The sequence below is a fragment of the Micromonospora sp. CNZ322 genome, from assembly GCF_007827755.1.
Genome location: NZ_VITD01000011.1, coordinates 234,586 through 256,665 on the forward strand (window position 1 = coordinate 234,586; position 22,080 = coordinate 256,665).

Genomic DNA, 22,080 nt, shown 5'->3' on the forward strand with positions numbered 1-22,080 from the left:
GTGACCATGGCCGACAACACCACGAACGCGCCGACGTACGACGGGCCGGTGGGCCGGTCCGGCAACGGCCGGATGCTGCCCGCTCCCCGTACGAATCCGGTCCTGTCGTTGGACGACGGCGACCCGGCGGACCTGGCCACGATCGGGGTGGAGGAGGAGTTCCACGTCGTCGACCTGCACACCCGGGAGTTGGTGCCCCGCGCCGGGGAATTGCTCGACCGGTTGCCGGCGGCCTCGTTCACCGCCGAGCTGCACCGCAGCGTGGTGGAGACCAACACCGCGGTCTGCCGCACCCTGGACGAGATCCGCGCCGAGTTGACCCGGCTGCGTCAGGCGGCCGTCCAGGTCGCCGACCGGGCCGGTCTGGGCATCGTGGCGGCCGGTACGGTGCCGCTGCGCGCCGACGGCGACCCGAGTGTCACCCCCACCTCCCGCTACCGGCGGATGCTCGACGAGTATCAGCTGCTCGCCCGGGAGCAGTTGATCTGCGGCGCGCAGGTGCACGTCGGCGTCTCCGACCGGGACCTGGCGGTGGCGGTCACCCGCCGGGTCCAGCCGTGGTTGCCGGCGCTGCTCGCCCTCTCCACGAGTTCGCCGTACTGGATGGGCCAGGACAGCGGCTACGCCAGCGTCCGGTCCCTGGTCTGGCAGCGCTGGCCCACCGCCGGCGACCCGGGCGAGGTGACCAGCGCCGCGGACCACGAGGCGCTGGTCGCCGAGCTGATCTCCTCCGAGACCATCACCGACCCCGCCATGATCTATTTCGACGTCCGGCCGTCGGCGCACGTGCCCACAGTGGAGCTGCGGATCACCGACGCCAACGCCGACGTGGAGACCATCGTCCTGCTCACCGGCCTGTTCCGGGCGCTCGTCCGACGGGAGGTCGCGGCCCTGCGCGCCGGGGTGGAGCGCACTGCCGTACGACCACCGGTGCTGCGCGCCGCCGTGTGGCGGGCCGCCCGCTCCGGGTTGGAAGGTGACCTGCTCGACCTGCCCCGGTCGGCCCGACCGGTGCCGGCCGCCCAGGCGGTCCGCCGCCTGGTGACCGACCTGCGCCCACAGTTGGAGGCGACCGGGGACTGGGAGCAGGTCAGCGAGCTGACCCGGTACGCGCTGGAACGTGGCAGCTCCGCCGCCCGGCAGCGGCGGGCGTACGAGCGACGGGGCCGGTTGGCCGACGTGGTCGACCTGCTGCTCGACGAGACCCGGGGCCGGGTCCGCGGGCCGCTGCCGGGTGCGCCGACACCGCCGGCGCTGCCCACGTACGCCGACGCCGGCGACGAGGTCTTCGGACCGGCCGGACCGCAACCGGCGTACGCCCCGATGCTCGCGGCCCTGCGCCAACTCGGCGCCGGGGTCCTGCGTCAACGCGAACACGACCGGGACGAGGAGCAGCGGGCCCGGGGCGTGACGTTCAGCGTGGCCGGCGAGGCGAGCACCCGGCTCTTCCCGGTCGACCTGGTGCCCCGGGTGGTGCCCGCCGCCGACTGGCGGAGCCTGCGTACCGGCCTGGTGCAGCGCGCCCGTGCCCTCGACGCGTTCCTGCGGGACGTCTACGCCGACCGGGCCGTGGTGGCCGACGGCGTGGTGCCGGCGTGGGTGGTGGAGTCCTCACCGGGGCTGCGCCCGACCGGGGCGCTGATGGGCCGACGTCGCACCCGCGCCCAGGTGTCCGGCACCGACCTCGTCCGGGACCCGGACGGCGGCTGGTACGTGCTGGAGGACAACCTGCGGGTGCCTTCCGGGATCGGCTACGCGGTGCAGAACCGGCGGCTGACCCGGGCGGTGCTGCCGGAGCTGCCGGTGCCGGAGGATCTGCTGCCCGCCGACGAGACGCCGGCGATGCTGTACCGGGCGCTGGTCGCCGCCGCTCCCGCCGCGGCCGACGACCCCGCCGTGGTGGTGCTCAGCAACGGCCCCGGTGATCCGGCGTGGTTCGAGCATCGGCTGCTCGCCGACGAGATGGGGGTGCCGCTGACCGAGACCAGCGACCTGCTGGTGGAGGAGGGCCGGGTCCGCCTGGTCCGCGAGGGCTGCCGCCGCGAGGTCGACGTGATCTACCTGCGGATGGACGAGGAGGCGCTGCTGCACGCGCCCGGCGCGGACGGGGTGCCGCTGGGGTGGCCGCTGCTCGCCGCCGTGCACGCCGGGAGGCTCACGCTGGCCAACGCGCTGGGCAACGGTGTCGGTGACGACAAGGCGCTGTACGCGTACGTGCCCCGACTGATCGAGTACTACCTGGGCGAGAAGCCGCTGCTCGGGGACGTGCCGACGTACCTGTGTGGGCTGCCCGAGCAGCGGGCCGAGGTGCTGGGCCGGCTCGACGAGCTGGTACTCAAGCCGGTCGACGGGTACGGCGGTGACCGGGTGGTGATCGGCCCCCGCGCCGAGGCGGAGGAGTTGGACGCCGTCCGGGAGCAGATCCTCGCGGCCCCGCACCGGTGGATCGCCCAGGAGATGATCGCGCTGACCACCCACCCGGTCTTCGACGGCACGGCGCTGGCTCCCCGCCATGTCGACCTGCGGGCGTTCGTGTTCCTCGGTGACACCGCCGAGGTTGCGCCGGTGGCGCTGACCCGGGTGGCTCCGGCGGGCAGCATGATCGTCAACTCGTCGCGCGGCGGCGGGTCGAAGGACACCTGGCTGCTCGGTGGAGCCGACGAACCGTCGGCGTAACCGACGCTTGACCCACCCGTCATCGGGACGCAACCCGGTCCGCCAAGCCTGGACCGGTCAGCGGCCCCCAGCGGATCCAGCCGATGAGAGGTGTGTGCCATGTGCGGTATCGGAGGCGAGTTCCGCCTCGACGGGGCGCCACCGGACCTGGCCGCCGTCGAGCGGATGCTCCCCGCCCTGGCCTCCCGGGGCCCGGACGGCGAGGGCCGGTGGCAGCAGGGGCCGGTGGCCCTGGTGCACCGCCGGCTGCGCATCATCGACCTGTCCGACGCGGGCGCCCAGCCGATGGTCGACCCCGAGCTGGGTCTGGCCATGGTCTTCAACGGCTGCATCTACAACTACCGGGAACTGCGCGACGAACTGACCGCCGCCGGTTACTCCTTCCGGTCCACCTCGGACACCGAGGTGATTCTCAAGGCGTACCACCGGTGGGGGACGGCCTGCGTCGAGCGGTTCTACGGGATGTTCGCGTTCGCCCTGGTCGAGCTGGCCACGCACACCCTGGTGCTGGCCCGGGACCGGCTCGGCATCAAGCCGCTCTACCTGGCCGAGGGGCCGGGCCGGGTGCGGTTCGCCTCGACCCTGCCGGCGTTGCTCGCCGCCGGTGACGTGAACACCGACCTCGACCCGGTGGCGCTGCACCACTACATGAGCTTCCACTCGGTGGTGCCGCCGCCGCGCACGATCCTCGCCGGGGTCCGCAAGTTGCCGCCGGCCACCGTGCGGGTGATCACCGCGGACGGCCGGAGCACCGACACCACCTACTGGCGGCCGGAGTTCAACCGGGCCGCCGCCCCCGCCATGTCCGCCGACGAGTGGCAGGAACGACTCATGGCGGCGTTGCGCAGCGCCGTACGACGGCGGATGGTCGCCGACGTGCCGGTCGGCGTGCTGCTCTCCGGCGGTCTCGACTCCAGCCTGATCGTCGCCCTGCTGGCCGAGCAGGGCCAGACCGGCCTGGCTACCTTCAGCATCGGCTTCGAGGCGGCGGCGGGGGAGAGCGGCGACGAGTTCCACTACTCCGACCTGATGGCCCGCCACTTCGACACCGACCACCAGCAGATCCGCATCGGCGCGAAGCGGTTCGTGCCCGCCGTGCACCAGGCCATCGCGGCGATGAGCGAGCCGATGGTCAGCCACGACTGCGTCGCGTTCCACCTGCTCTCCGAGGAGGTCTCGCAGCGGATCACTGTGGTGCAGTCCGGGCAGGGCGCCGACGAGATCCTCGCCGGCTACGACTGGTACCCGCCGATGGCCAACGTGGCCCGCACGGACGCCGTCGAGGCGTACGCCCGGGTGTTCCTCGATCGTCGCCACGACGCGCTCGGCGGGCACCTGGCGCCCGAGTGGATGCTCGACCACGACGCCAGCCTGGAGTTCGTCGCCGCGCACTTCGCCGCGCCCGGCGCGGACACCGCGCTGGACGCGGCGCTACGCCTGGACAGCCTGGTGATGCTTGTCGACGACCCGGTCAAGCGGGTCGACAACATGACGATGGCCTGGGGGCTGGAGGCTCGCGTGCCGTTCCTCGACCACGAGGTCGTCGAGCTGGCCGCCGCCTGCCCACCGGCCATGAAGCTGGCGCAGGGCGGCAAGGGTGTGCTGAAGGCGGCGAGCCGGGGCATCGTCCCGGACGAGGTGATCGACCGGCCGAAGGGCTACTTCCCGGTGCCCGCCATCCGGCACCTCTCCGGCCCACTGCTCGACGACGTGCGGGACGCGCTGACCGCCCGGCCGGCGCGCGAGCGGGGCCTGTTCCGCAAGGACTACCTGGAGGAGTTGCTGGAAGCGCCGAACGCCCAGCGGACCACGCTGGGCTCCAACGCGCTCTGGCAGCTCGGGCTGCTGGAGCTCTGGTTGCAGCGGATCGGGGTTTAGATGAGCGTACGGATTGAGTCGCCGCGCACCGCCCGGCGGCCCCGACCCGCGAGCCACCGGCCGGTGTCACCGCCGGTGCCGATCAGCGAGGACTTCGCCCCCGCGCCGTCCCCCGACGGCCGCCGGGTGGCGTTCCTCTCCGACCGGGCTGGCACGCCCGGCGTCTGGGTATGCGAGGTCGACGCGGGTGCGCCCGTCGCGCTGCCCGTCGGTGACGAGCCGGTCCTGGCGCTGAGCTGGTCCCCGGACGGCCAGTGGTTGGCCTGTGTCGTCGCCCCCGCTGGCGCGCCCCGCACCGAGCTGTGGGTGCTGCGCCCGGACGGCACGCGACGCCACCAGGTCGCCGGGTTCGGTCGCCGCAGCGCCGCGCTGGCCGGCTGGCTGCCGCACGGCGCGGTGCTGGCGGTCACCGAGACCGACGAGCACGGGCAGGCAGTGCTGGTCGATGCGGCCACCGGCCACCGGCGGGTGCTCGCCCAGGGCGACCTGCTCACCCTCCTGGACGTGACCCCGGACGCCGGCACCGCGCTGCTGCGCCGCGGTCCCCGTAACGCCCGCTGGCTGGAGGTGCTCGACGTGGCCACAGGCGTTCGGCGGCGGCTGTTCCCGGACACCGGGCGGGGCAGCACCGACCAGGGTTGGTTCGGCCCGGACGGCACGAGCGTGCTGGCCCGCACCGACGCGTACTCCGAACTCGCCGCGCTGGTACGGGTCGACCTGACCCGACCGGAGCAGCCGCCGACCCGGCTCGCCGGACGACCGGACGCCGAGCTGGAACACGTCACGGCCAGCGCGGACGGGCAGCGCGGAGCGTTGCTGTGGAACACCTACGGCGGGCGCAGCGAGCTGAGCATGCTCGACTTCGCCAGCGGTGTGCAGCGTGCCGTCACCGCCCCCGGCGAGGTGCTCGGCGACGCCGTCTTCGCCGCCGACGGCGACCTGCTCTGCCTCACCGCCCAGGGGCCGGTGCAACCACGGGAGGTCTGGCTGGTCGACCCGTCGACCGGGGCGCCGCGCCCGCTGCGGCCGGACACGGGCGTCCCGCGTACGGACGATGCCGGTGTCGCGCCGCAACTGGTCGACCTGCGGGCCCGTGACGGGCTGCCGCTCTCCGGCTGGCTCTACCGCCCGGCCGGCCCGGGTCCCTGGCCGACCGCGATCAGCCTGCACGGTGGCCCGGAGGCGCAGGAGCGTCCCGGCTACAACCCGCTGTTCCAGGCCCTGGTGGCGCAGGGCATCGCTGTCTTCGCGCCCAACGTGCGTGGGTCGTCCGGGTTCGGCCGTTCGTTCGTCGCCGCCGACAACCTCGCCGGCCGCTACGGTGCGATCGCCGACGTGGCGGCCTGCGCCGACTTCCTCGTCGACGCCGGCGTCGCCCGGCCCGGCCAGCTCGGCGTTCTGGGCCGCTCCTACGGCGGTTACCTGGTCCTCGCGGTGCTGGTGAACTTCCCCGGCCTGTTCGCCGCCGGTGTCGCCGAGTGCGGCATCTCCGACTTCCGGACCTTCTTCGCCGGCACCGAGCCGTGGATCGCCGCCGCCGCCGTCAGCAAGTACGGCGACCCGCACCGGGACGCCGAGCTGCTGCGTGACCTCTCCCCGCTGACCCACATCGACCGGCTGGACGTGCCGGTGCTGCTGATCCACGGCGCCAACGACACCAACGTGCCGGCGGGCGAGTCGGCGCAGGTCGTCCAGGCCCTCGCCGACCGCGGTGTGCCGCACGGGCACCTGGTGCTCGTCGGGGAGGGGCACGACTTCCTGGCGCGGACCAACGCCGAGGCGGCCCGTACGGCCACCACCGGCTGGCTGACCCGGCACCTCGCCGCGAGGACGACCGTCGTCGGCTGAGGCGTTATCCTGCGCCGGTGGAGGTCGCGGCGCAGGACGAGCGGTTGGCCGCCGACCTCGGTCGCTGGCTGGCCGAGGTGACCTTCGTCGACCTGGACACCGACGAGGTCACCGCGCGGGTGATCGACTCGGTGGTGCGGTGGGCCGAGGCCCAGGGCTGGCGGGTCTACCGGCGCGCGCCCAGCGTGCTGCCGTTGCCACCGCCGCTGGAGCAGCGGCACTCGGTGCTCGACGTGGCGTGTGCCCGTCCGGACGGTCCGCCCGTCGTGGTGGAGGTCGACCACACCGACCGGGCCCGTACGGTGCAGAAGTTGCGCGCGGAGGCGGACGCCGGCCGGATCCCGATCTGGGTGCGGTGGGGCGTCGGGCGTTTCACCGCGCCGCCACCGCCGGTGCGGATGGTGACAGTCGAGGTGACCCGGCGGGCCGGTCCGGCCGGGCGCGGACGGCTGCACAGCCGCGGCGGTGACCGCCCCGCCCCGGCCCACTCGACCGGCGGCGGCACTGTCACCCCGCAGGCGCTGCCGATCCCGTTGACCGACCCGGCGCAGGACCCGGTCGACGACGCGGGTAAGAGCACCTGAAGCGAATCGTAAGCGGGCTCCGGCAGAGTTCTGGGTGTCACCGGAGAACACGACAAACACCCAGGAGATCCCGATGCGCAAGCTCATCAACTCGACCTACATCACCCTCGACGGCGTCATCGACAACCCGATGTGGACCATGCCGTACTTCGACGAGGAGGCCGCCAGCCTGGCCGGGGCGCAGACCGAGGCGGCCGACGCGATGCTGATGGGCCGGGCCACCTACGACGGCTTTTCCTCCGTCTGGCCGAACATGGATGAGAGCGACCCGACCACGGGCGCCGCGTACTTCAACAACGTCAAGAAGTACGTCGCCTCGACCACCCTGACCAACCCCACCTGGAACAACACGGAGGTGCTCCAGGGCGATCTGGTCGAGGCGGTCACCGCGCTCAAGGCCCAGCCGGGCAAGAACATCATCCAGTACGGCTTCGGCTCGGTCACCGCCCAGCTGATCCGCGCCGGCCTGGTGGACGAGGTCCGGTTCTGGATCCACCCGGTGCTGGAGGGCGGCCCCAGCCTCACCGCGCCGCTGACCGACGTCAAGGCGTCGTTCGACCTGGTCGACACCCGGGTGCACAAGAGCGGCGTGATCGTCGCCTCGTACGCGCCGAAGGTGACCTCCTGAGCACCGGTCAGAGCTGGGCCCGGGCCTCGCCCGGGCTCAGCTTCGCGCCCTCGGCGAGCAGCGCGTCGAAGCGTTCCGGCCCGAGTTCGGCGCGCAGTCGCGCTGCCGTCCGGTCGGTGTCGTCGCGTTCGGCCGGTGCGGCGGGCGACTGCGTGGCGAGCCGGGCGGCGGCCGCGGCGCCCAGCAGCCGGGTGGCGACCTCGGGCGAGCGCACCGCCGCCGCCATCCCCTCCAGTGGGTTGATCGCGTCTCGCATCGTCGCCATCGCCTCGGCGACCTCGAACGCCTCGATGTGCAGGGCCAACGCGGCGTCCGGATCGCCGCCCTGCTCGACCGCGTAGCCCAGCTCCACCAGCACCATCGGAAGGTAGAGCGCGGGTTGGTTCTCTCCTCGACCCAGGTCGGCGAGGTGGCTGAGGTGGGTGACGGCCAGGTCGAGCTTGCCGTCGCGGCGGGCGGCCAGCCCGAGGCTCATCTCCGCGAAGATCAGCGCGCCGGGCGAGCCCTGCTCCACCGCCAGGTCATAGGCGCGTTCGGCCAGTTCCCGACCCTGGGCGTAGTCGCGGGTCTGCACGGCGAGCCAGGCCAGCCAGGACAGCTCGGCGCAGACCTGCGGCCACAGCGCCAACTCCTCGGCCCAGCGCAGCCCCTCCCGGTGCAGCGCGGCGGCGCGCTCGTGCTCGCCGCGCATGTCGGCCAGCCCACCCACCCACTCGGTCGCCCGGAGCCGACCCCACCGGTCGCCGAGGTCGGCGAAGAGCGCGGCGCTGCGGGTCGCGGTGCGCTCCAGCGTGGCCTGGTCGCCGTTGGCGTGGGCGATGTGGGCCAGGGAGGTGAGCACCGCGGCCTCGATCCACGGGTCGGTGGCGGTGGTGGGCAGCAGCTCCGACACCAGGGCCAGGTCGCCGTGTTCGATCACCGCGTTGGCCGCGAACCACGCGGCGTGGCTGTCCGGGTCGGCGGCCACTGCGGCGCGCACGTCGTCCGGTGCGATCACCTCACCCTGTGACAGGGCGAAGCCGACCCGCCAGGGTGCCGCGCGGGCCTCCTGCTCCGGGTCGCCGGGTACGGCCAGCGCCCGCCGTGCCTCGGTGAGCCGGCCGCGTAGGAACCAGTACCAGCTCAGTGCGACCGCCAGGCGCAGCCCGCCACCGTGCGCCAGCGCCGACCGAAGGTTCGCCAGCTCGGTGTCGAGCAGGGCCAGCCACCGTCGCTGGTCGGCCCCGCGCAGCCCGGGGTCGGCCCGTTCGGCCAGCTCGGTGTAGTAGGTGGCGTGCCGCCCGCGTACCTCGTCGGCGTCGGTGAGGCGTTCCAGGCAGAACGCGGCCACCGATTCGAGCAGCCGGTAGCGGGGGGCCGTGCCGGAGTCGTCGAGCACCACCAGCGACCGGTCCACCAGCCGGGCGAGGGCGTCCAGGTCGGTTCGGCAGACCTGTTCGGCGGCCTCCGGGGTGCAGCCGTCCGGGAACACCGCCAGGTGGGCGAGCACCACCCGGTCGGGTTCGTCCAGGAGGTCCCAGCTCCAGCCGATCACCGCGGTGAGCGTCCGCTGCCGGGGTGGCACGTCCCGCTGCGCGGTGGTGAGCAGCCGGAACCGGTCGTCGAGCCGGTCCACCACCCCGCGTACGCCCAGCGCGCGGACCCGCGTCGCGGCCAGCTCCAACGCCAGCGGCAGACCGTCGAGGCGGCGGCAGAGCTGGGCCACCGCCGTCGCGGTCTGCCGGTCGAGGCGGAACCCGCGCTGCTGCGCGGCGGCGCGGGCGACGAACAACCGGGCCGCCGCCGAGCGCCGGACCGCGTCCAGGTCACCGTCGTCGGGCACCGGCAGAGGGGGTACCTCCCAGAGCAGCTCACCGGTCAGCCCGAGTGGCTCCCTGCTGGTGGCCAGCACGCTCACCCCGGACACGTCGCGCAGCAGCCGGGCGACCAGCTCGGCGACCGGTTCGATGACGTGCTCGCAGTTGTCGAGCACGAGCAGCAACTGCCGGTGCCGCAGGGCCGTGACCACCCGGTCGGCGGGGGACTGGGTCGTTCCGGCGGCCTCGTGGGCGCCCAGCGCGCCGAGCACCTGTTCGGCGACGCGGGCGTCACCGGCCGGGAGTGGGGCCAGCTCGACCAGTCGGACATTGTCCGGGTAGGACGACGCGCGGGCTGTCTCGGTGGCCAGCCGGGTCTTGCCGACGCCGCCCGGCCCGACCAGCGTGACCAGCCGCTGGCGGGGCAGCAACGCCAGCAGCTCGGCCAGCGCCTCGTCCCGGCCGATCAACTCGTCGAGCGGGGCCGGCAGGTTGTTCCGGATGACCGCCGCCTTCGGCGGGGCGTTCAGGCCAGCATCCTGTTCGAGGATCCTGCGGTGCAGGGCGACCAGCTCCGGGCCGGGGTCGAGGCCCAGCTCCTCGGCGAGCCGGGCCCGCAGCTCGGCGTAGCTCTCCAACGCCTCGGACTGGCGGCCGGCCGCGTACAACGCGCGTAGCTGCACCGCCCGCAGGCCTTCGCGCAGCGGATGTCTGGCGACCAGCTCGGCCAGGTCCGCGGCCACCAGGTCATGCTCACCCCGGGCCAGCCGGGCCTGCGCCAACCGCTCCTGAACGACGAGGCGCTGCTCGGCGAGGCGGGCCGCCTCGGCCCGCACGAACTCGGCGTCGGCCACGTCGGCGTACGCCTCGCCGCGCCACAACGCGAGGGCCACGGTCAGCCGTTCGACGTCGGCGCAGCGGGCCAGCTCGTCGAAACGGTCGACGTCGACCGCGTCGACCCGCAGCAGGTAGCCGGGTGGCCGGGACTCGACCAGCTCGCGGGCGCCGGGCTCGGCATCGTTGAGCGCCTTGCGCAGCTGCGACACCCGCACCTGGAGGGCTCCGGCCGGATTGGCGGGGGCGTCGTCACCCCACAGGTCGTCGATGAGGCGGTCCGCCGAGACCACCTGGTTGCGGTTGGCCAACAGGTCGGCCAGCAACGCCCGTACCTTGGTGCCGGGCACCACCACCGGCTCGCCGGCGTCGGTGGTCACGGCGAGCGGCCCGAGCACCCCGAACTGCACGGCGGTCATCCTAGCGTCGACAGGACGACATCGACCCATTGCGCGATCTTGCACTTTCTGCGGCGACATAAGGCGAGGAAGCCGCATAACGGCCGCACAAAGTGCAAGATCGCGGGGATGTTGAAGAGCAGGGTTCGCGTCGTGGCACCCGGCGGCCCGAAGTGCGCCGTCGTGGTCATGGCGCGCGGGGGCTTCACCGGGTAGAAACATGTCAACCCCTTCCGGTCCGGCCCAACCTCCGGCGGCAAGGGTCAGAGAGCGCTCTCACCGCCCCCAGCTGCGCCGGAAGTACGCCCGGCCAGCGGAGAGGACGAACCGCATGACAACCCCGTCCCCAGAAGTGCGCCGGAGATCCGGTCGTACCCTCCTGCTCGCCCTGATGTTGACCACCGCCACCACGATGACCAGCACGGCGGCCGTCGCCGGCCGCCCGACGCACGGCGCACCCGACTTCGGCCCGAACGTGACCATCTTCGACCCGTCCATGCCGGTCGCCGAGATCCAGCAGACCCTCGACGCGGCGCACGCCCGGCAGGTCGACAACGAGATGGGCACCGAGCGGCACGCCTACCTGTTCAAGCCCGGCACGTACGGCACGGCCGCGCAGCCGTTGCAGGCCAAGGTCGGCTACTACACCGAGGTGTCCGGCCTGGGCGCCTCGCCCACCGACGTCACCGTCAACGGCAAGCTGGAGGTCTACAACCGCTGCCTGGCCGACGGCGGCACCGGCAACTGCCTCGCGCTGGTCAACTTCTGGCGCACCCTGTCCAACCTCTCGCTCACCATCAACGCGGCCGGCCAGGACGAGTGCCGGTCGTCGGCGAACTTCTGGGCGGTCTCCCAGGCGGTGTCGATGCGCCGACTGAACATCGGCGGCGGTGGTCTGTCGCTGATGGACTACTGCACCGCCGGCCCGCAGTACGCCAGCGGCGGGTTCATCGCCGACTCACGGCTGCCGGCCACGACGAACGGTTCGCAGCAACAGTGGCTGACCCGCAACAGCGAGGTCGGCGGCTGGTCCAACGCGGTGTGGAACCAGGTGTTCGCGGGGGTCGAGGGCGCGCCGGACGACGCCACGTTCCCCGACCCGCCGTACACCACACTCGAGACCACCCCGCTCAGCCGGGAGAAGCCCTACCTCTTCGTCGACGGCAAGGGCCGCTACCAGGTGCGGGTGCCCGCCGCGCAGCGCGACAGCCGGGGCGTCTCCTGGGCTGACGGCATCACGCCGGGGCGCACCATCGGGATCGGCGACTTCTTCATCGCCAAGCCGTCGGACTCGGTGCGCGTCATCAACAGCCAGTTGGCGCGCGGCAAGCACCTGCTGCTCACGCCCGGCACGTACGACATCGCCCGCAGCATCGAGGTCCGGCGTCCGAACACTGTGGTACTGGGGATCGGGCACGCCACGCTGACCGCCGTGAACGGCGCGATCCCGCTGGACGTGGCCGGTGTGCCCGGGGTGATCGTCGCCGGTGTCACGATCGACGCCGGCCTCGTCGAGTCGCCGGTCCTGCTGCGGGTCGGACGTGAGCACGGCCGCAACGCGAGCAGCCCGCACAACCCGACCACGCTATCCGACGTGTACTTCCGGGTCGGCGGCCCGCACATCGGGCGGACGAACACCGCGCTGGAGGTCAACAGCGACAACGTGCTCATCGACCACACCTGGGTGTGGCGCGGTGATCACGGCGTCGAGGGCTTCACCGAGGGCGTCAACGGTGACACCGACCGCTGGCGTACCAACACCGGTCGCTACGGCGCCGTCATCAACGGGGACCACGTGACAGCGACCGGGCTGTTCGTCGAGCACTTCCAGCGCTACAACACGGTCTGGAACGGTGAGCACGGCACCACGATCCTCTACCAGAACGAGTTGCCGTACGACCCGCCGACGCAGGCCGACTGGATGAACGGCGCGGTCGAGGGTTGGGCCGGGTACAAGGTCGGTGACCGGGTGCGTCACCACACCCTGTACGGGGGCGGGGTGTACGTGTTCAACCAGAACAACCCGTCGATCCACACCGAGAACGGCTTCGAGGTACCGAACCGGCCCGGGGTGCGGCTGCACCACATCATGACCGTCAACCTCAGCGCCGGCACGATCGACCACGTGGTCAACGGCGTCGGGGCCGCGGCCGACATGACCAAGGTCGGCGCTCCGGTGTACCTGACCCAGTACCCGACCCCGTAGCGGGGATCGGGCGTAACGACGGGGCCGGAGCCGGCGATGGCTCCGGCCCCTCTGGGCTGGTTTGTCGGGGCCCCGACTGATCCGCTGCGGGTGGTCGCCTAGCTCGGCTGTGACCCGGCGGCCGGTCCGAAGTCCGGCAGTGGCAGGAGCCTGGGCTGTAGGCGTCGTTCCACTCCCGCCATGGCTCCCAGCAATGGGAGTCGGGCAACCGTGTTCCGAGCCCAGATGCCTGCGGTGCTCTTCGGCGCGATCATGCCGATGAAGAGGTTCGACTGACTCCGCTCGACCATCTTTCGGTGGCCCTGTTCGTACCGGCGAAAGGCGATCCGATGATCCCCGCCAGCAGCGGCCAGTTCTCCCGCGAGTCGGTAGGCGCCGATGAGGGACAGTGTCGCCCCGGCACCCGCAGCCGGTGACGCACAGTGCGCAGCGTCCCCAGCGAGCGCCACCCGTCCCGATGACCACGACGCCATCCGTACCTGGCTCAACGCGTCGAAGTAGAAGTCAGGATCGGTGAGCGCGCCGGCCAGCAGTTCCGGGACGTGCCACGGCATGTCGGCGAACGCCTCCCTCAGCAGACGCTTCTGCTGCTCGACGTTCCGGTGGTCGTACATCAGGGGCTTGCTGCGGAACAGAAAGTTCACCTTCGCGCCGGCGTGGTTGCCCGAGCGATAGATCCCCGCGGCCCGGCCTGGTCGGTTGAAGAGCGTCATCCACCGCTGCTCACCCAAGCCAGGGTCCGCGTTGGCGGACGCGAAGTAGTGCCCCAGGTGCCGGAGGAACTGCGACTCCGGGCCGAAGGCCAGATTCCGCACCGCGGAGTGTGTGCCGTCGGCGCCGACGACGAGGTCGAACCGGCGGGTCGGGCCGTGCTCAAAGGTGACCGTCACACCATCGTCGTCCTGGTCCATGGTGCGGATCGAATCATCGAAGACGTACTCGACGTCGTCCTTTGTCGTCTCGTGAAGGATCGCCGCCAGGTCGCCGCGCATGATCTCGACCTCGGAGCTGGCGGCCCTGCCCTGGATCGCCCGCATGTCGATGCGGGCCACACTTCGGTCATTTCTGTCCGCGAAGGACATACCAATGACGTCGGCCGCCGCCGCGCGGGTCCGCGACATGATCCCCATCCGCTCGACGACGTCAACGGCCTGCCCACGTACGTCAACACCGTTGCCGCCCTCGCGGAGGCGGGGCGCACGCTCGACCACGGTGGGCGCAAAACCGTACCTGGCCAGCCAGAACGCCAGGGCCGGTCCCGCGATGCTGGCCCCGGAGATGAGAATCCGCTGGTTCATTGACTCCTCCTTGCCGTGCAGCGAGGAGCACGCCGGTGGCACATGGGCCGCTTGCGTGGTCGGGTGAGGTTTCGTAAGCTAACTGAAATGCACGTTCCACTTACGATATGGAATGGACGTTTCAGATGTCAACCCCTGCGGCCAGCGGTGTGACCCGACGCAGGGCGGACGCCGTCCGCAATCGCCAACGTGTGCTGGCGGCGACGAAGGACCTCTTCGTCGAGGGGGGCGTCGCTATCACCGTCGACGCCATCTCGCAGAGGGCGGGCGTGGGAGCGGCCACTGTCGTGCGCACCTTCGGCAGCAAGGAGGCCCTCATCGACGCGGCCGTGGCCGAGCTGCTCGAACCGCTCATTCAGCGCGGCCGGCATGCGCTGCTTGAGCCGAATGCCGAACAGGCTCTTCGAGGCTTCCTCGTCGAGGTGATCGCGTTCCAGTCGGCGCACTGGATCATGGGAGAGCGGCTCGGCGGAATGCAGCTGCCGGACACGACGGCGCAACGAGCAGCTCTGAACAAGGTCGGGCTCGACCTGATCGCCAGGGCCCGCGACAGCGGTGCAATCCGTACCGACATTGACGCCGCCGTCGTCACCGTATTGATCAGCGAGGTGACCTACGCGATCGCGAGGTCGGAGTCGGCATCACGAGCACTCTCCGAGGCCTACGTGTCGGTCATCATGGATGGGCTCCGCCCGCAGCAGGGCAGGCCTGACCCCGCCCATTCAGGGAAAACCACTGACGCGGCTTGAGCCGCAGGACCGCCCCCGCCGGTCGTCAACGGTTGGTTGGCAATCTCGCTCACGGTCTTGAATTCCTACTGGGTTAGTAGGAAAATGGGCCAATGCCGGATGGTCCGTTCCTCACCTCGCGTCGGGCCGTTGACCTGATGCGGGTCGCCTCTGAGCTCCGGCCGGCAGCAACTCGTCCTCGCCGAGGCGGCCGAGCACCGGCCGGGCGCGCTCGTCGTCGAGTCGCAGCAGGCGGGCGCCGGCGTGCCGGTCCAGCCAGCCACGCAGCGCGCCGGCTGCGATCCGCCGGTTGATCCAGTTGACCAGCGGCACCGCATCACCCAGCGGCAGCGCGGTCGGTGCGGTGGCGTGCCAGGCTGCCGACCCGATCGGGCTCACCTCGCACCGCCAGCGCGGCCGGCGTCCCGGTGGGTCGACGAAGAGCAACCGTTGCCCGGGCGCCAGTTGCCCCAGCACCGTCGGATGCCCGTCGGCAGACCAGCGGGTTCGGCTGAACAGCACCACCCAGTCGCGGGTGTCACCGTCGGGCAGCGGGCCGACGTCGCCGCGCAGCGCGGCTAACAGGTCGCCCAGGCCCAGCGGTACGGACCGACCGAAGAGTCGCCTGACCAGGTGGTCGGCGAGCAGCACGGCCCGGAACACCGGCAACCGGTACCGGGGCTGGGTCATCCGCAGATACCCGACCAGGCTGCCCAGCAGGTGTCGAAAGCGGATGGTCGGCCCGAGCAGCCGACAGGACGCGCCACGGCTGTGCGTCACCACCGCGTCCGGAAGCATCCACAGCTCGTGCCCGGCCTGGTCGAGCTGCCGCGCGAGGATCGCGTCGTTCCAGTAGACGGGGAACGTCTCGTCGAAGATGGTCTGCTGCCCGAGCACCGTGCGGCGCAGCAGCACGCAGCTGCCCGAGGCGAGTTGTCGGGGACGGCTGAAGTCCTCGCCCCGCATCTGGAACCGGTGCAGCGCCTGGCGGAACCCGGGCAGTCGGCGCAGCGCGGTCACCAGCGCGATGGTGGCGGCGAAGCTGGGCTGTTGAACGTAGTGCTGCTGGAAGGTGCCGTCCGGGTTGAGGTACAACGGGCTGACCCCTGCGACGTCCGGCCGCTCCCGCAGATGGTCGACCATTCGGGACAGCGCGCCCGGGTGCAACCGGATGTCGCTGGTGAGCAGCAGGATCAGCTGCCCGTTCGCCCGTCGGTACGCCTGGTTCACCGCGGCGGCGAAACCGTTGTTGTGCTTGTTGCGGATCAGTCGGACCTGGGGTTGGCCGGCGAGCAGGTCGGCTGAGCCGTCGGACGATCCGTTGTCGACGGCCACCACCTCGTAGTCCAGATCGGGATCGGCGGTCGACGCCAGCGACTCCAGGCACTGTCGGGTCTGCTCGCGGGTGTTCCAGCTGACCAGCAGTACCGACAGCAGGGGAGCGTTCGTCACGTCACCGCCCGGTTGTCGCGGTGGCGGGCCCAGAGTCTCTCTCAACACGCCGTCCTCCCTCTGTGTCCGGTGCTCCCAGGGCATGCCGGCGGACACCCCCCGGGGGAGAAAGTACTAGCGGTAAGGGGTGAATAATGATGAATGGGTAAAACAAGCCTTTACGCACTAGAACTCGCATATCTTCGGACTGATCGTCCGTTTGGTGGCCTTTGGTGGGTTACGGTCGTGTCCGGCCGTCCGGTTGCCGCAGCGGGCCGACCGTTCCGTCGTTCCGAGGAGTCCGACATGGACCTGCCCGTTACCGCCGTCGGTGTCGACCCGCCGACGGACCTGATTCCCGGGCGCGTGCTGGTGACCGGGGGTGCCGGCTTCATCGGCAGCCACGTGGTCGCCCGGCTGATGCTGATGGGTAGCCAGGTCCGGGTGCTCGACAACTTCTCCACCGGGCGGATCGAGAACCTGACCGACGCCGCGTACGGCGGACTGACCGAGGCGGACGTCGTCTCGGGTGACATCCGTACGCCGGAGGGTGTCGAGATCATCCACCAGTGGCAGCCGGACGTGGTGGTGCACCTCGCCGCACAGTCGAGCGTTCCCGCGGCCCATCGTTCACCCCTGTACGACGCCGACGTGAACGTGTTCGGCACCGTCAACGTTCTGGACGCCTGCGCCGGCAGCGGCGTACGGCTGGTGATCAACGCGACCAGCAGCGCCATCTTCGGTAGCGTCGCCGCCCACGACCTGCCGGTCCGGGAGGACCATCCGATCGCCCCGGCGAGCCCGTACGGCGTCAGCAACGCCGCCGGCGTGCACTACCTCGACTGGTACGGGCGTCAGCACGGCCTGTCGTACACCTCGATGGTGTTCGGAAATGTCTACGGGCCGCGGCAGGAGGGCAGCGACTGCGGCGTGGTGTCCCTGATGGTCGATGCGCTGCTCGGCGGTCGGCAAGCGGTGATCTACGACGACGGCACGCAGACCCGGGATTTCATCCACGTCAGCGATGTCGCCGAGGCGATCGCCGTCGCGTGTCACCACAACGGTGTGGGTATGGTCAACATCGCCTCGGGTCGGCAGACGAGCGTCAACGAGGTGTACGACACGGTCCGGGAGGCGTCCGGCGTCGACAGCGCGGCCCGCTACGAGGCGCTGCCCTGGCCGGGCGAGGTGCGCAACATGGCGCTGGACATCAGGAAGGCGCGAGAGTTGCTCGGGTGGCACCCGAAGATTGGCTTCATTGAGGGCGTACGGACAACGGTGCGCGACGCCCGCCGCCGCCAGGCCCCAAGCCAGATCCTGTCCCCGCTGTGGGCGCGGGAGCGGGCCGTCAGCCACTGACGACCCAGCGCGTAATTCCCGTCATCTGATCGGGATTTTCATCGATCAGTCTAACTCTTGCGGGTCGGCATCCACTGCTGCCACGATGGCCGTCAATGCCTTCCGTCCCGAAGGAGTGGTCCTCATGGCGGTCTCCCGCCGCAGGTTCGTCACATCGGTGCTGGCCGGGTCCGCCCTCGCCACCGCCTCCACCACCGAGCTGCTCACCACCCTGTCCAGCCCCGCGCACGCCGCCAGTCCCCCCGGGGACGTGGTCGGCAAGGTGACGGTCGGCTACCAGGGCTGGTTCAGCGCCCCCGGCGACGGGGCGCCGATCGGCGGATGGTGGCACTGGGGCCGCGACCGGTTCCAGCCGCCCTCACCCGCCAACACCACAATCGTGTCCTGGCCGGACATGCGCGAGTACACGCGCACCTATCCCACCGCGTACCCCAACCTGGGCAACGGCCAGCCGGCCACCCTCTTCTCCTCGTACGACCAGCAGACGGTGGACACCCACTTCCGCTGGATGCAGGAGAACGGCTGCGACACCGCCGCGCTGCAACGGTTCAACCCGATGGGCGACGAGGGCCCCACCCGCGACGCGATGACCCAGAAGGTCCGCTCCGCCGCCGAGCGCCACAACCGCAAGTTCTACATCATGTACGACGTCACCGACTGGCTGACCTTCCAATCGGAGATCAAGACCGACTGGACGACGAAGATGGCCGCGCACACCGCGTCCTCCGCGTACGCCCGGCAGAACGGCAAACCGGTCGTCTGCATCTGGGGCTTCGGCTTCAGCGAGCCCAGCCGTCCCTTCACCCCCGGGCCCTGCCTGGAGGTCATCAACTGGTTCAAGGCCCAGGGCTGCTACGTCATCGGTGGCGTACCCACCTGGTGGCGGCAGGGCATCGAGGACTCCCGCCCCGGCTTCCTCGACGTCTACCACTCGTTCCACGCGATCTCCCCGTGGATGGTCTACCGGGCCAGGACCGTGGAGGAACTGGACTCCTACTACAACAACGTCAACGTCGGCGACATGGCCGACTGCGCGGCGCGCGGCATCGACTACCTGCCCTGCGTGATGCCCGGCGACCTCGCCGGGGGCCACCGCAAACACGGCGATTTCTACTGGCGGCACATCTACAACATGGTCCGGCTCGGCTCCCAGGGCCTCTACGTGTCCATGTTCGACGAATACAACGAGGGCAACCAGATCGCCAAGACCTCCGAGACCCAGGCCACCACCCCGGCCGGCGCGAACATCCGGGCCCTCGACGAGGACGGCGTCGCCTGCTCCTCCGACTACTACCTGCGGATCACCGCCGACGGCGGCCGGATGCTCAAGGGGCAGCTCGCGCTCACCGCCGTACGCCCGACCCCACCGATGGTCGGCACTCCACCACCGACCACCGGCAACCTGGCCGCCGGCCGATCCACCTCGGCCAGCAGCCAGGGCGGCGGGTTCCCGGCGTCGAACGCTGTGGACTCGAACGCCGGCAGCTACTGGGAGAGCGGCGGCGGCTCCTTCCCGCACTGGTGGCAGGTCGACCTCGGCGCCAGCCACCCGGTCAACAAGCTCGTGGTGCGGCTGCCCGCCGGCTGGGGCGCGCGCACCCAGACCATCACGGTGCAGGGCAGCGTCGACGGCAGCTCCTTCGCCACCATCGCCGGGGCCTCCGCGTTCGCCTTCGACCCGGCGACCGGCAACACCGTCACCCGCACGCTGACGACCACCACGGCCCGCTACGTCCGCCTCATCATCAGCGGCAACACCGGCTGGCCGGCCGCCCAACTCGCCCAGGTCGAGGTGTACGCCGGCAGCACCGTCCCGGACAACCCGCCGACCGCGCCCAGCGGCCTCACGGTCACCGGCAAGACGTCGACGAGCGTGTCCCTGGCCTGGACGGCCTCCACCGACGACACCGGGGTGACCGGTTACCAGGTGCGCCAGGGCGGCAACGTCGTCGCCACCGTCACGGGCACCACGGCGACAGTCAGCGGGCTCAGCCCGTCCACCGCGTACACCTTCACGGTCGTCGCCCGCGACGCGGCCGGCAACACGTCCAGCGCGTCCTCGGCGGTCACCGTCACGACGGACGCCGCGGCCAACGCGGACCTCGCCCGGGGTCGATCCACGTCGGAGAGCAGCCACGTCCAGAGTTACGGGTCGGGCAACGTGGTCGACGGTGACGCGAACAGCTACTGGGAGAGCGCCAACAGCGCGTTCCCGCAGTGGGTGCAGGTCGATCTGGGTTCCTCGCGCACTGTTGGGCGGGTGGTGCTGAAGCTGCCGCCGTCGTCGGCGTGGGCCAGCCGGACGCAGACCCTCTCGGTGCAGGGCAGCGCTGATGGGGGGAGCTTCAGCACGCTGGTTGGGTCGGCGGGGCGGACCTTCAACCCGGCCACCGGTAACCAGGTGACGCTGACGTTCAGCGCCGCGCTGGCGCGCTACGTGCGGATCACCGTCACCGGCAATACGGGGTGGCCGGCCGGGCAGTTGTCGACCCTGGAGGTCTACGCCAGCTGACCGAGGCTTGGGCGGCCGCCGGGGGAGCGGGGGCCGCCCATCTCATCGAACGGGCGTAAGCCACACCTCGCCAAGGTCCACGTCAGGGCGGAGAAGGTTACGTGGAGGTACGCCGTGTCGAGGCGGCCTACCCCTGCTGACGTTCCCGCTCAGCGGGGACAACGCAGTCATGCACCTGCTTCGGTCGTCAGACGACTGTCACCTATCGCGGGGATGGGCGAGCTGCCCGCGACGAGAACCGGCGAAACCCCAGTGCTCGGTGACGACGCGCATTCTCGGATTACCCGTCATCAGGCGCTCGATAAGCCTAAAGCGCGGCGGTCAGCTGAGGCCGTCGGATGAACTGACGGTCTCGGGCGGTGACCGAAGCCATTGGGCTGGCCGCTCGGAGGACGACGTCGAGGACCAGGTCTGGATCCGCTACGTAGGCGCCGCTGGCCCATGCGGCATTTGCCTCGATCACGGCCCAGTAGCCGTCGACCAGTCCTACGTCCACGACGATGGCGGAGGGCAAGGTGTGCCCGTATCCGGCGATGAGATCGGTGCCGAAGGCTAGTGCGTCGGTCGACGGAGGGCCGAGGTGCAACCGGCCGTGCGCGGCGTACTGGCTGCCGGTGTGGACAACACCGTCGAGCAGGTGTAGCCGGTACTCGGCGGTGAAGTCGACGATGTCGCTGACGAGCACTGGAGTCTGCCGGTCGACAGCGTCCGGGCCGGGGAGGCGGGAGCCGTCGGTGTAGATCATCGCCGGGATGTTCTTGTCGTTGGGCGACTTGATGAACGCCGGTCGACGGAGTTCGTAGGCTTCGCCGATGGTGACCAGAGTGATCTCGCGGCGGGTAAGGTCCCGCGGAAGGCCAGTCAGCCAGCCAGGTTCCGCCTCCAGAGGTGCGATCCCGAGCACCGGTGCGACGACGTCGGCGAAGCTCGGCCCTGCATGAAGGTGATCAGCACGCAACCCGGCTGGTACGTCGAAGGTGTGCAACTGGACGGTGCGTAGACCGCGCCGATGAGCGGCGTCGCGCAAGCTCTGAGCCGATGCTGTCAGGCGCGGCGGCAGGACAAGTGTCACGGCCAGTGATCCTGCCCCAATACGCCGTCACAGTTACAGCGGTTATCAGGCGTGCCGGTGCGGCCAGCGACGAGCGTGCGGCGGGCTGTCGACAGCAACGGGTCGAGGCAGGGGACAACGGCCAGCGGCTCAGCACGGGGCAGCCGCCCGAGGTCGCGGACGCGGATGGACCCCGCCGGACGGAGCGCCCAGAACTTATAAGTCATCGAAAATGGGGCTCCGTGAGAAGCCAGTTATCGTCTTCGCCCCAGACGTACGGCCTCTGAAATAGTGGAATTACGACATGGTGGTCGTGAGCGAACAAGTTGCCAAGTCTGAGATCGCCAGCCTTCATCGACTCTCCCCACAGCCGCTGACACCTGCTGGGAGGATACGGCTGGGAACGGCCCGGTGGGGACAGCGACCGCGTGGTCGTCAACTTTTGCAGGACGGCCCAGGGCTGAACCTACGGGTGGGGTACTCATGAATCCTGCCGAGAAGTCCAGCGACCAGCCAACACGGCGAACGAGAGCGAACGATCGCGGACCTGGACACAACGCCGGGCACGGGAGCAGAGTGTCCACTACGGCAGCACAGCCTCGACGCACGGCAAGGCAGGCTGAGCCGGCGCTTAGAGCAGCGTCGAAGGCGTCAGGGCGTCCACTGGCGCCCAATGTGACCATAAGATCCATCGACACCCGGCCTGGCGTCAGCTCGGATTGTTGATCAGGTCCGTGAGCGTTGGGCGACGGACTAGGTGTACTGCCCAGGGACGTTGGTCGAGATTGTGTGACGACACGATCTGATGTCGTAGGTAGGTGAAGGCCTCCGGTTGTGGAGTGGAGCTGTCTAG

General features: G+C 70.8%; 13 protein-coding genes. 9 read left to right on the forward strand and 4 right to left on the reverse strand.

Going from position 1 to position 22,080, the window contains the following annotated elements; all coding sequences use genetic code 11:
* Positions 1-6 precede the first annotated feature (6 nt).
* From FB453_RS24620 to FB453_RS24640, 5 genes are all read left to right on the forward strand, one after another.
* Positions 7-2,676 carry a carboxylate--amine ligase/circularly permuted type 2 ATP-grasp protein gene (locus FB453_RS24620; RefSeq protein WP_186718496.1) on the forward strand — a complete coding sequence of 890 codons (2,670 nt, stop codon included), beginning with the start codon at positions 7-9 and terminating at the stop codon, positions 2,674-2,676.
* A gap of 99 nt (positions 2,677-2,775) precedes the next feature.
* Positions 2,776-4,554: an N-acetylglutaminylglutamine amidotransferase gene (locus FB453_RS24625; protein WP_145793885.1), complete on the forward strand. Its 1,779-nt coding sequence runs from the start codon at positions 2,776-2,778 to the stop codon at positions 4,552-4,554.
* Positions 4,555-6,402 carry an alpha/beta hydrolase family protein gene (locus FB453_RS24630; protein ID WP_145793887.1) on the forward strand — a complete coding sequence of 616 codons (1,848 nt, stop codon included), beginning with the start codon at positions 4,555-4,557 and terminating at the stop codon, positions 6,400-6,402.
* Between the two features lie 17 nt (positions 6,403-6,419).
* A complete protein-coding gene (locus FB453_RS24635) occupies positions 6,420-6,986 on the forward strand; it encodes a hypothetical protein (RefSeq protein ID WP_486480417.1) in 567 nt (188 codons plus the stop codon).
* 73 nt (positions 6,987-7,059) lie between these two features.
* Positions 7,060-7,614 (forward strand): dihydrofolate reductase family protein, encoded by a 555-nt coding sequence (locus FB453_RS24640; protein ID WP_145793889.1) that lies wholly within the window; start codon positions 7,060-7,062, stop codon positions 7,612-7,614.
* Between the two features lie 7 nt (positions 7,615-7,621).
* Here the strand turns inward: FB453_RS24640 and FB453_RS24645 are convergent, their stop codons facing one another.
* Entirely contained in the window at positions 7,622-10,654 is a 3,033-nt protein-coding gene (locus tag FB453_RS24645; protein WP_145793891.1) for a BTAD domain-containing putative transcriptional regulator, read from the reverse strand.
* Between the two features lie 319 nt (positions 10,655-10,973).
* On the opposite strand from FB453_RS24645, the gene FB453_RS24650 reads away from it, so the two are divergent.
* Positions 10,974-12,848: an adenylyl cyclase gene (locus FB453_RS24650; RefSeq protein WP_145793894.1), complete on the forward strand. Its 1,875-nt coding sequence runs from the start codon at positions 10,974-10,976 to the stop codon at positions 12,846-12,848.
* A 98-nt stretch (positions 12,849-12,946) separates the two neighbouring features.
* Here the strand turns inward: FB453_RS24650 and FB453_RS24655 are convergent, their stop codons facing one another.
* Positions 12,947-14,146, reverse strand: a complete 1,200-nt coding sequence (locus tag FB453_RS24655) for an FAD-dependent monooxygenase (RefSeq protein ID WP_145793896.1) — start codon at positions 14,144-14,146, stop codon at positions 12,947-12,949.
* 125 nt (positions 14,147-14,271) lie between these two features.
* On the opposite strand from FB453_RS24655, the gene FB453_RS24660 reads away from it, so the two are divergent.
* A complete protein-coding gene (locus FB453_RS24660; RefSeq protein WP_186718498.1) occupies positions 14,272-14,895 on the forward strand; it encodes a TetR/AcrR family transcriptional regulator in 624 nt (207 codons plus the stop codon).
* Between the two features lie 111 nt (positions 14,896-15,006).
* Here the strand turns inward: FB453_RS24660 and FB453_RS24665 are convergent, their stop codons facing one another.
* On the reverse strand, positions 15,007-16,326 hold the full coding sequence (locus FB453_RS24665) for a glycosyltransferase family 2 protein (RefSeq protein WP_222431397.1): 1,320 nt from the start codon (positions 16,324-16,326) through the stop codon (positions 15,007-15,009).
* Between the two features lie 285 nt (positions 16,327-16,611).
* Here FB453_RS24665 and FB453_RS24670 point away from each other — a divergent pair, with 285 nt between their 5' ends.
* Together FB453_RS24670 and FB453_RS24675 are read left to right on the forward strand one after the other, a co-directional pair.
* Positions 16,612-17,664 carry a GDP-mannose 4,6-dehydratase gene (locus FB453_RS24670; RefSeq protein ID WP_186718499.1) on the forward strand — a complete coding sequence of 351 codons (1,053 nt, stop codon included), beginning with the start codon at positions 16,612-16,614 and terminating at the stop codon, positions 17,662-17,664.
* Between the two features lie 124 nt (positions 17,665-17,788).
* A complete protein-coding gene (locus FB453_RS24675; RefSeq protein WP_145793904.1) occupies positions 17,789-20,176 on the forward strand; it encodes a galactose-binding domain-containing protein in 2,388 nt (795 codons plus the stop codon).
* Between the two features lie 307 nt (positions 20,177-20,483).
* On the opposite strand, the gene FB453_RS24680 is transcribed toward FB453_RS24675, so the two are convergent.
* Positions 20,484-21,203, reverse strand: coding sequence for an ATP-grasp domain-containing protein (locus FB453_RS24680; protein WP_486480418.1), 720 nt, complete (start codon positions 21,201-21,203; stop codon positions 20,484-20,486).
* Positions 21,204-22,080: the final 877 nt, after the last annotated feature.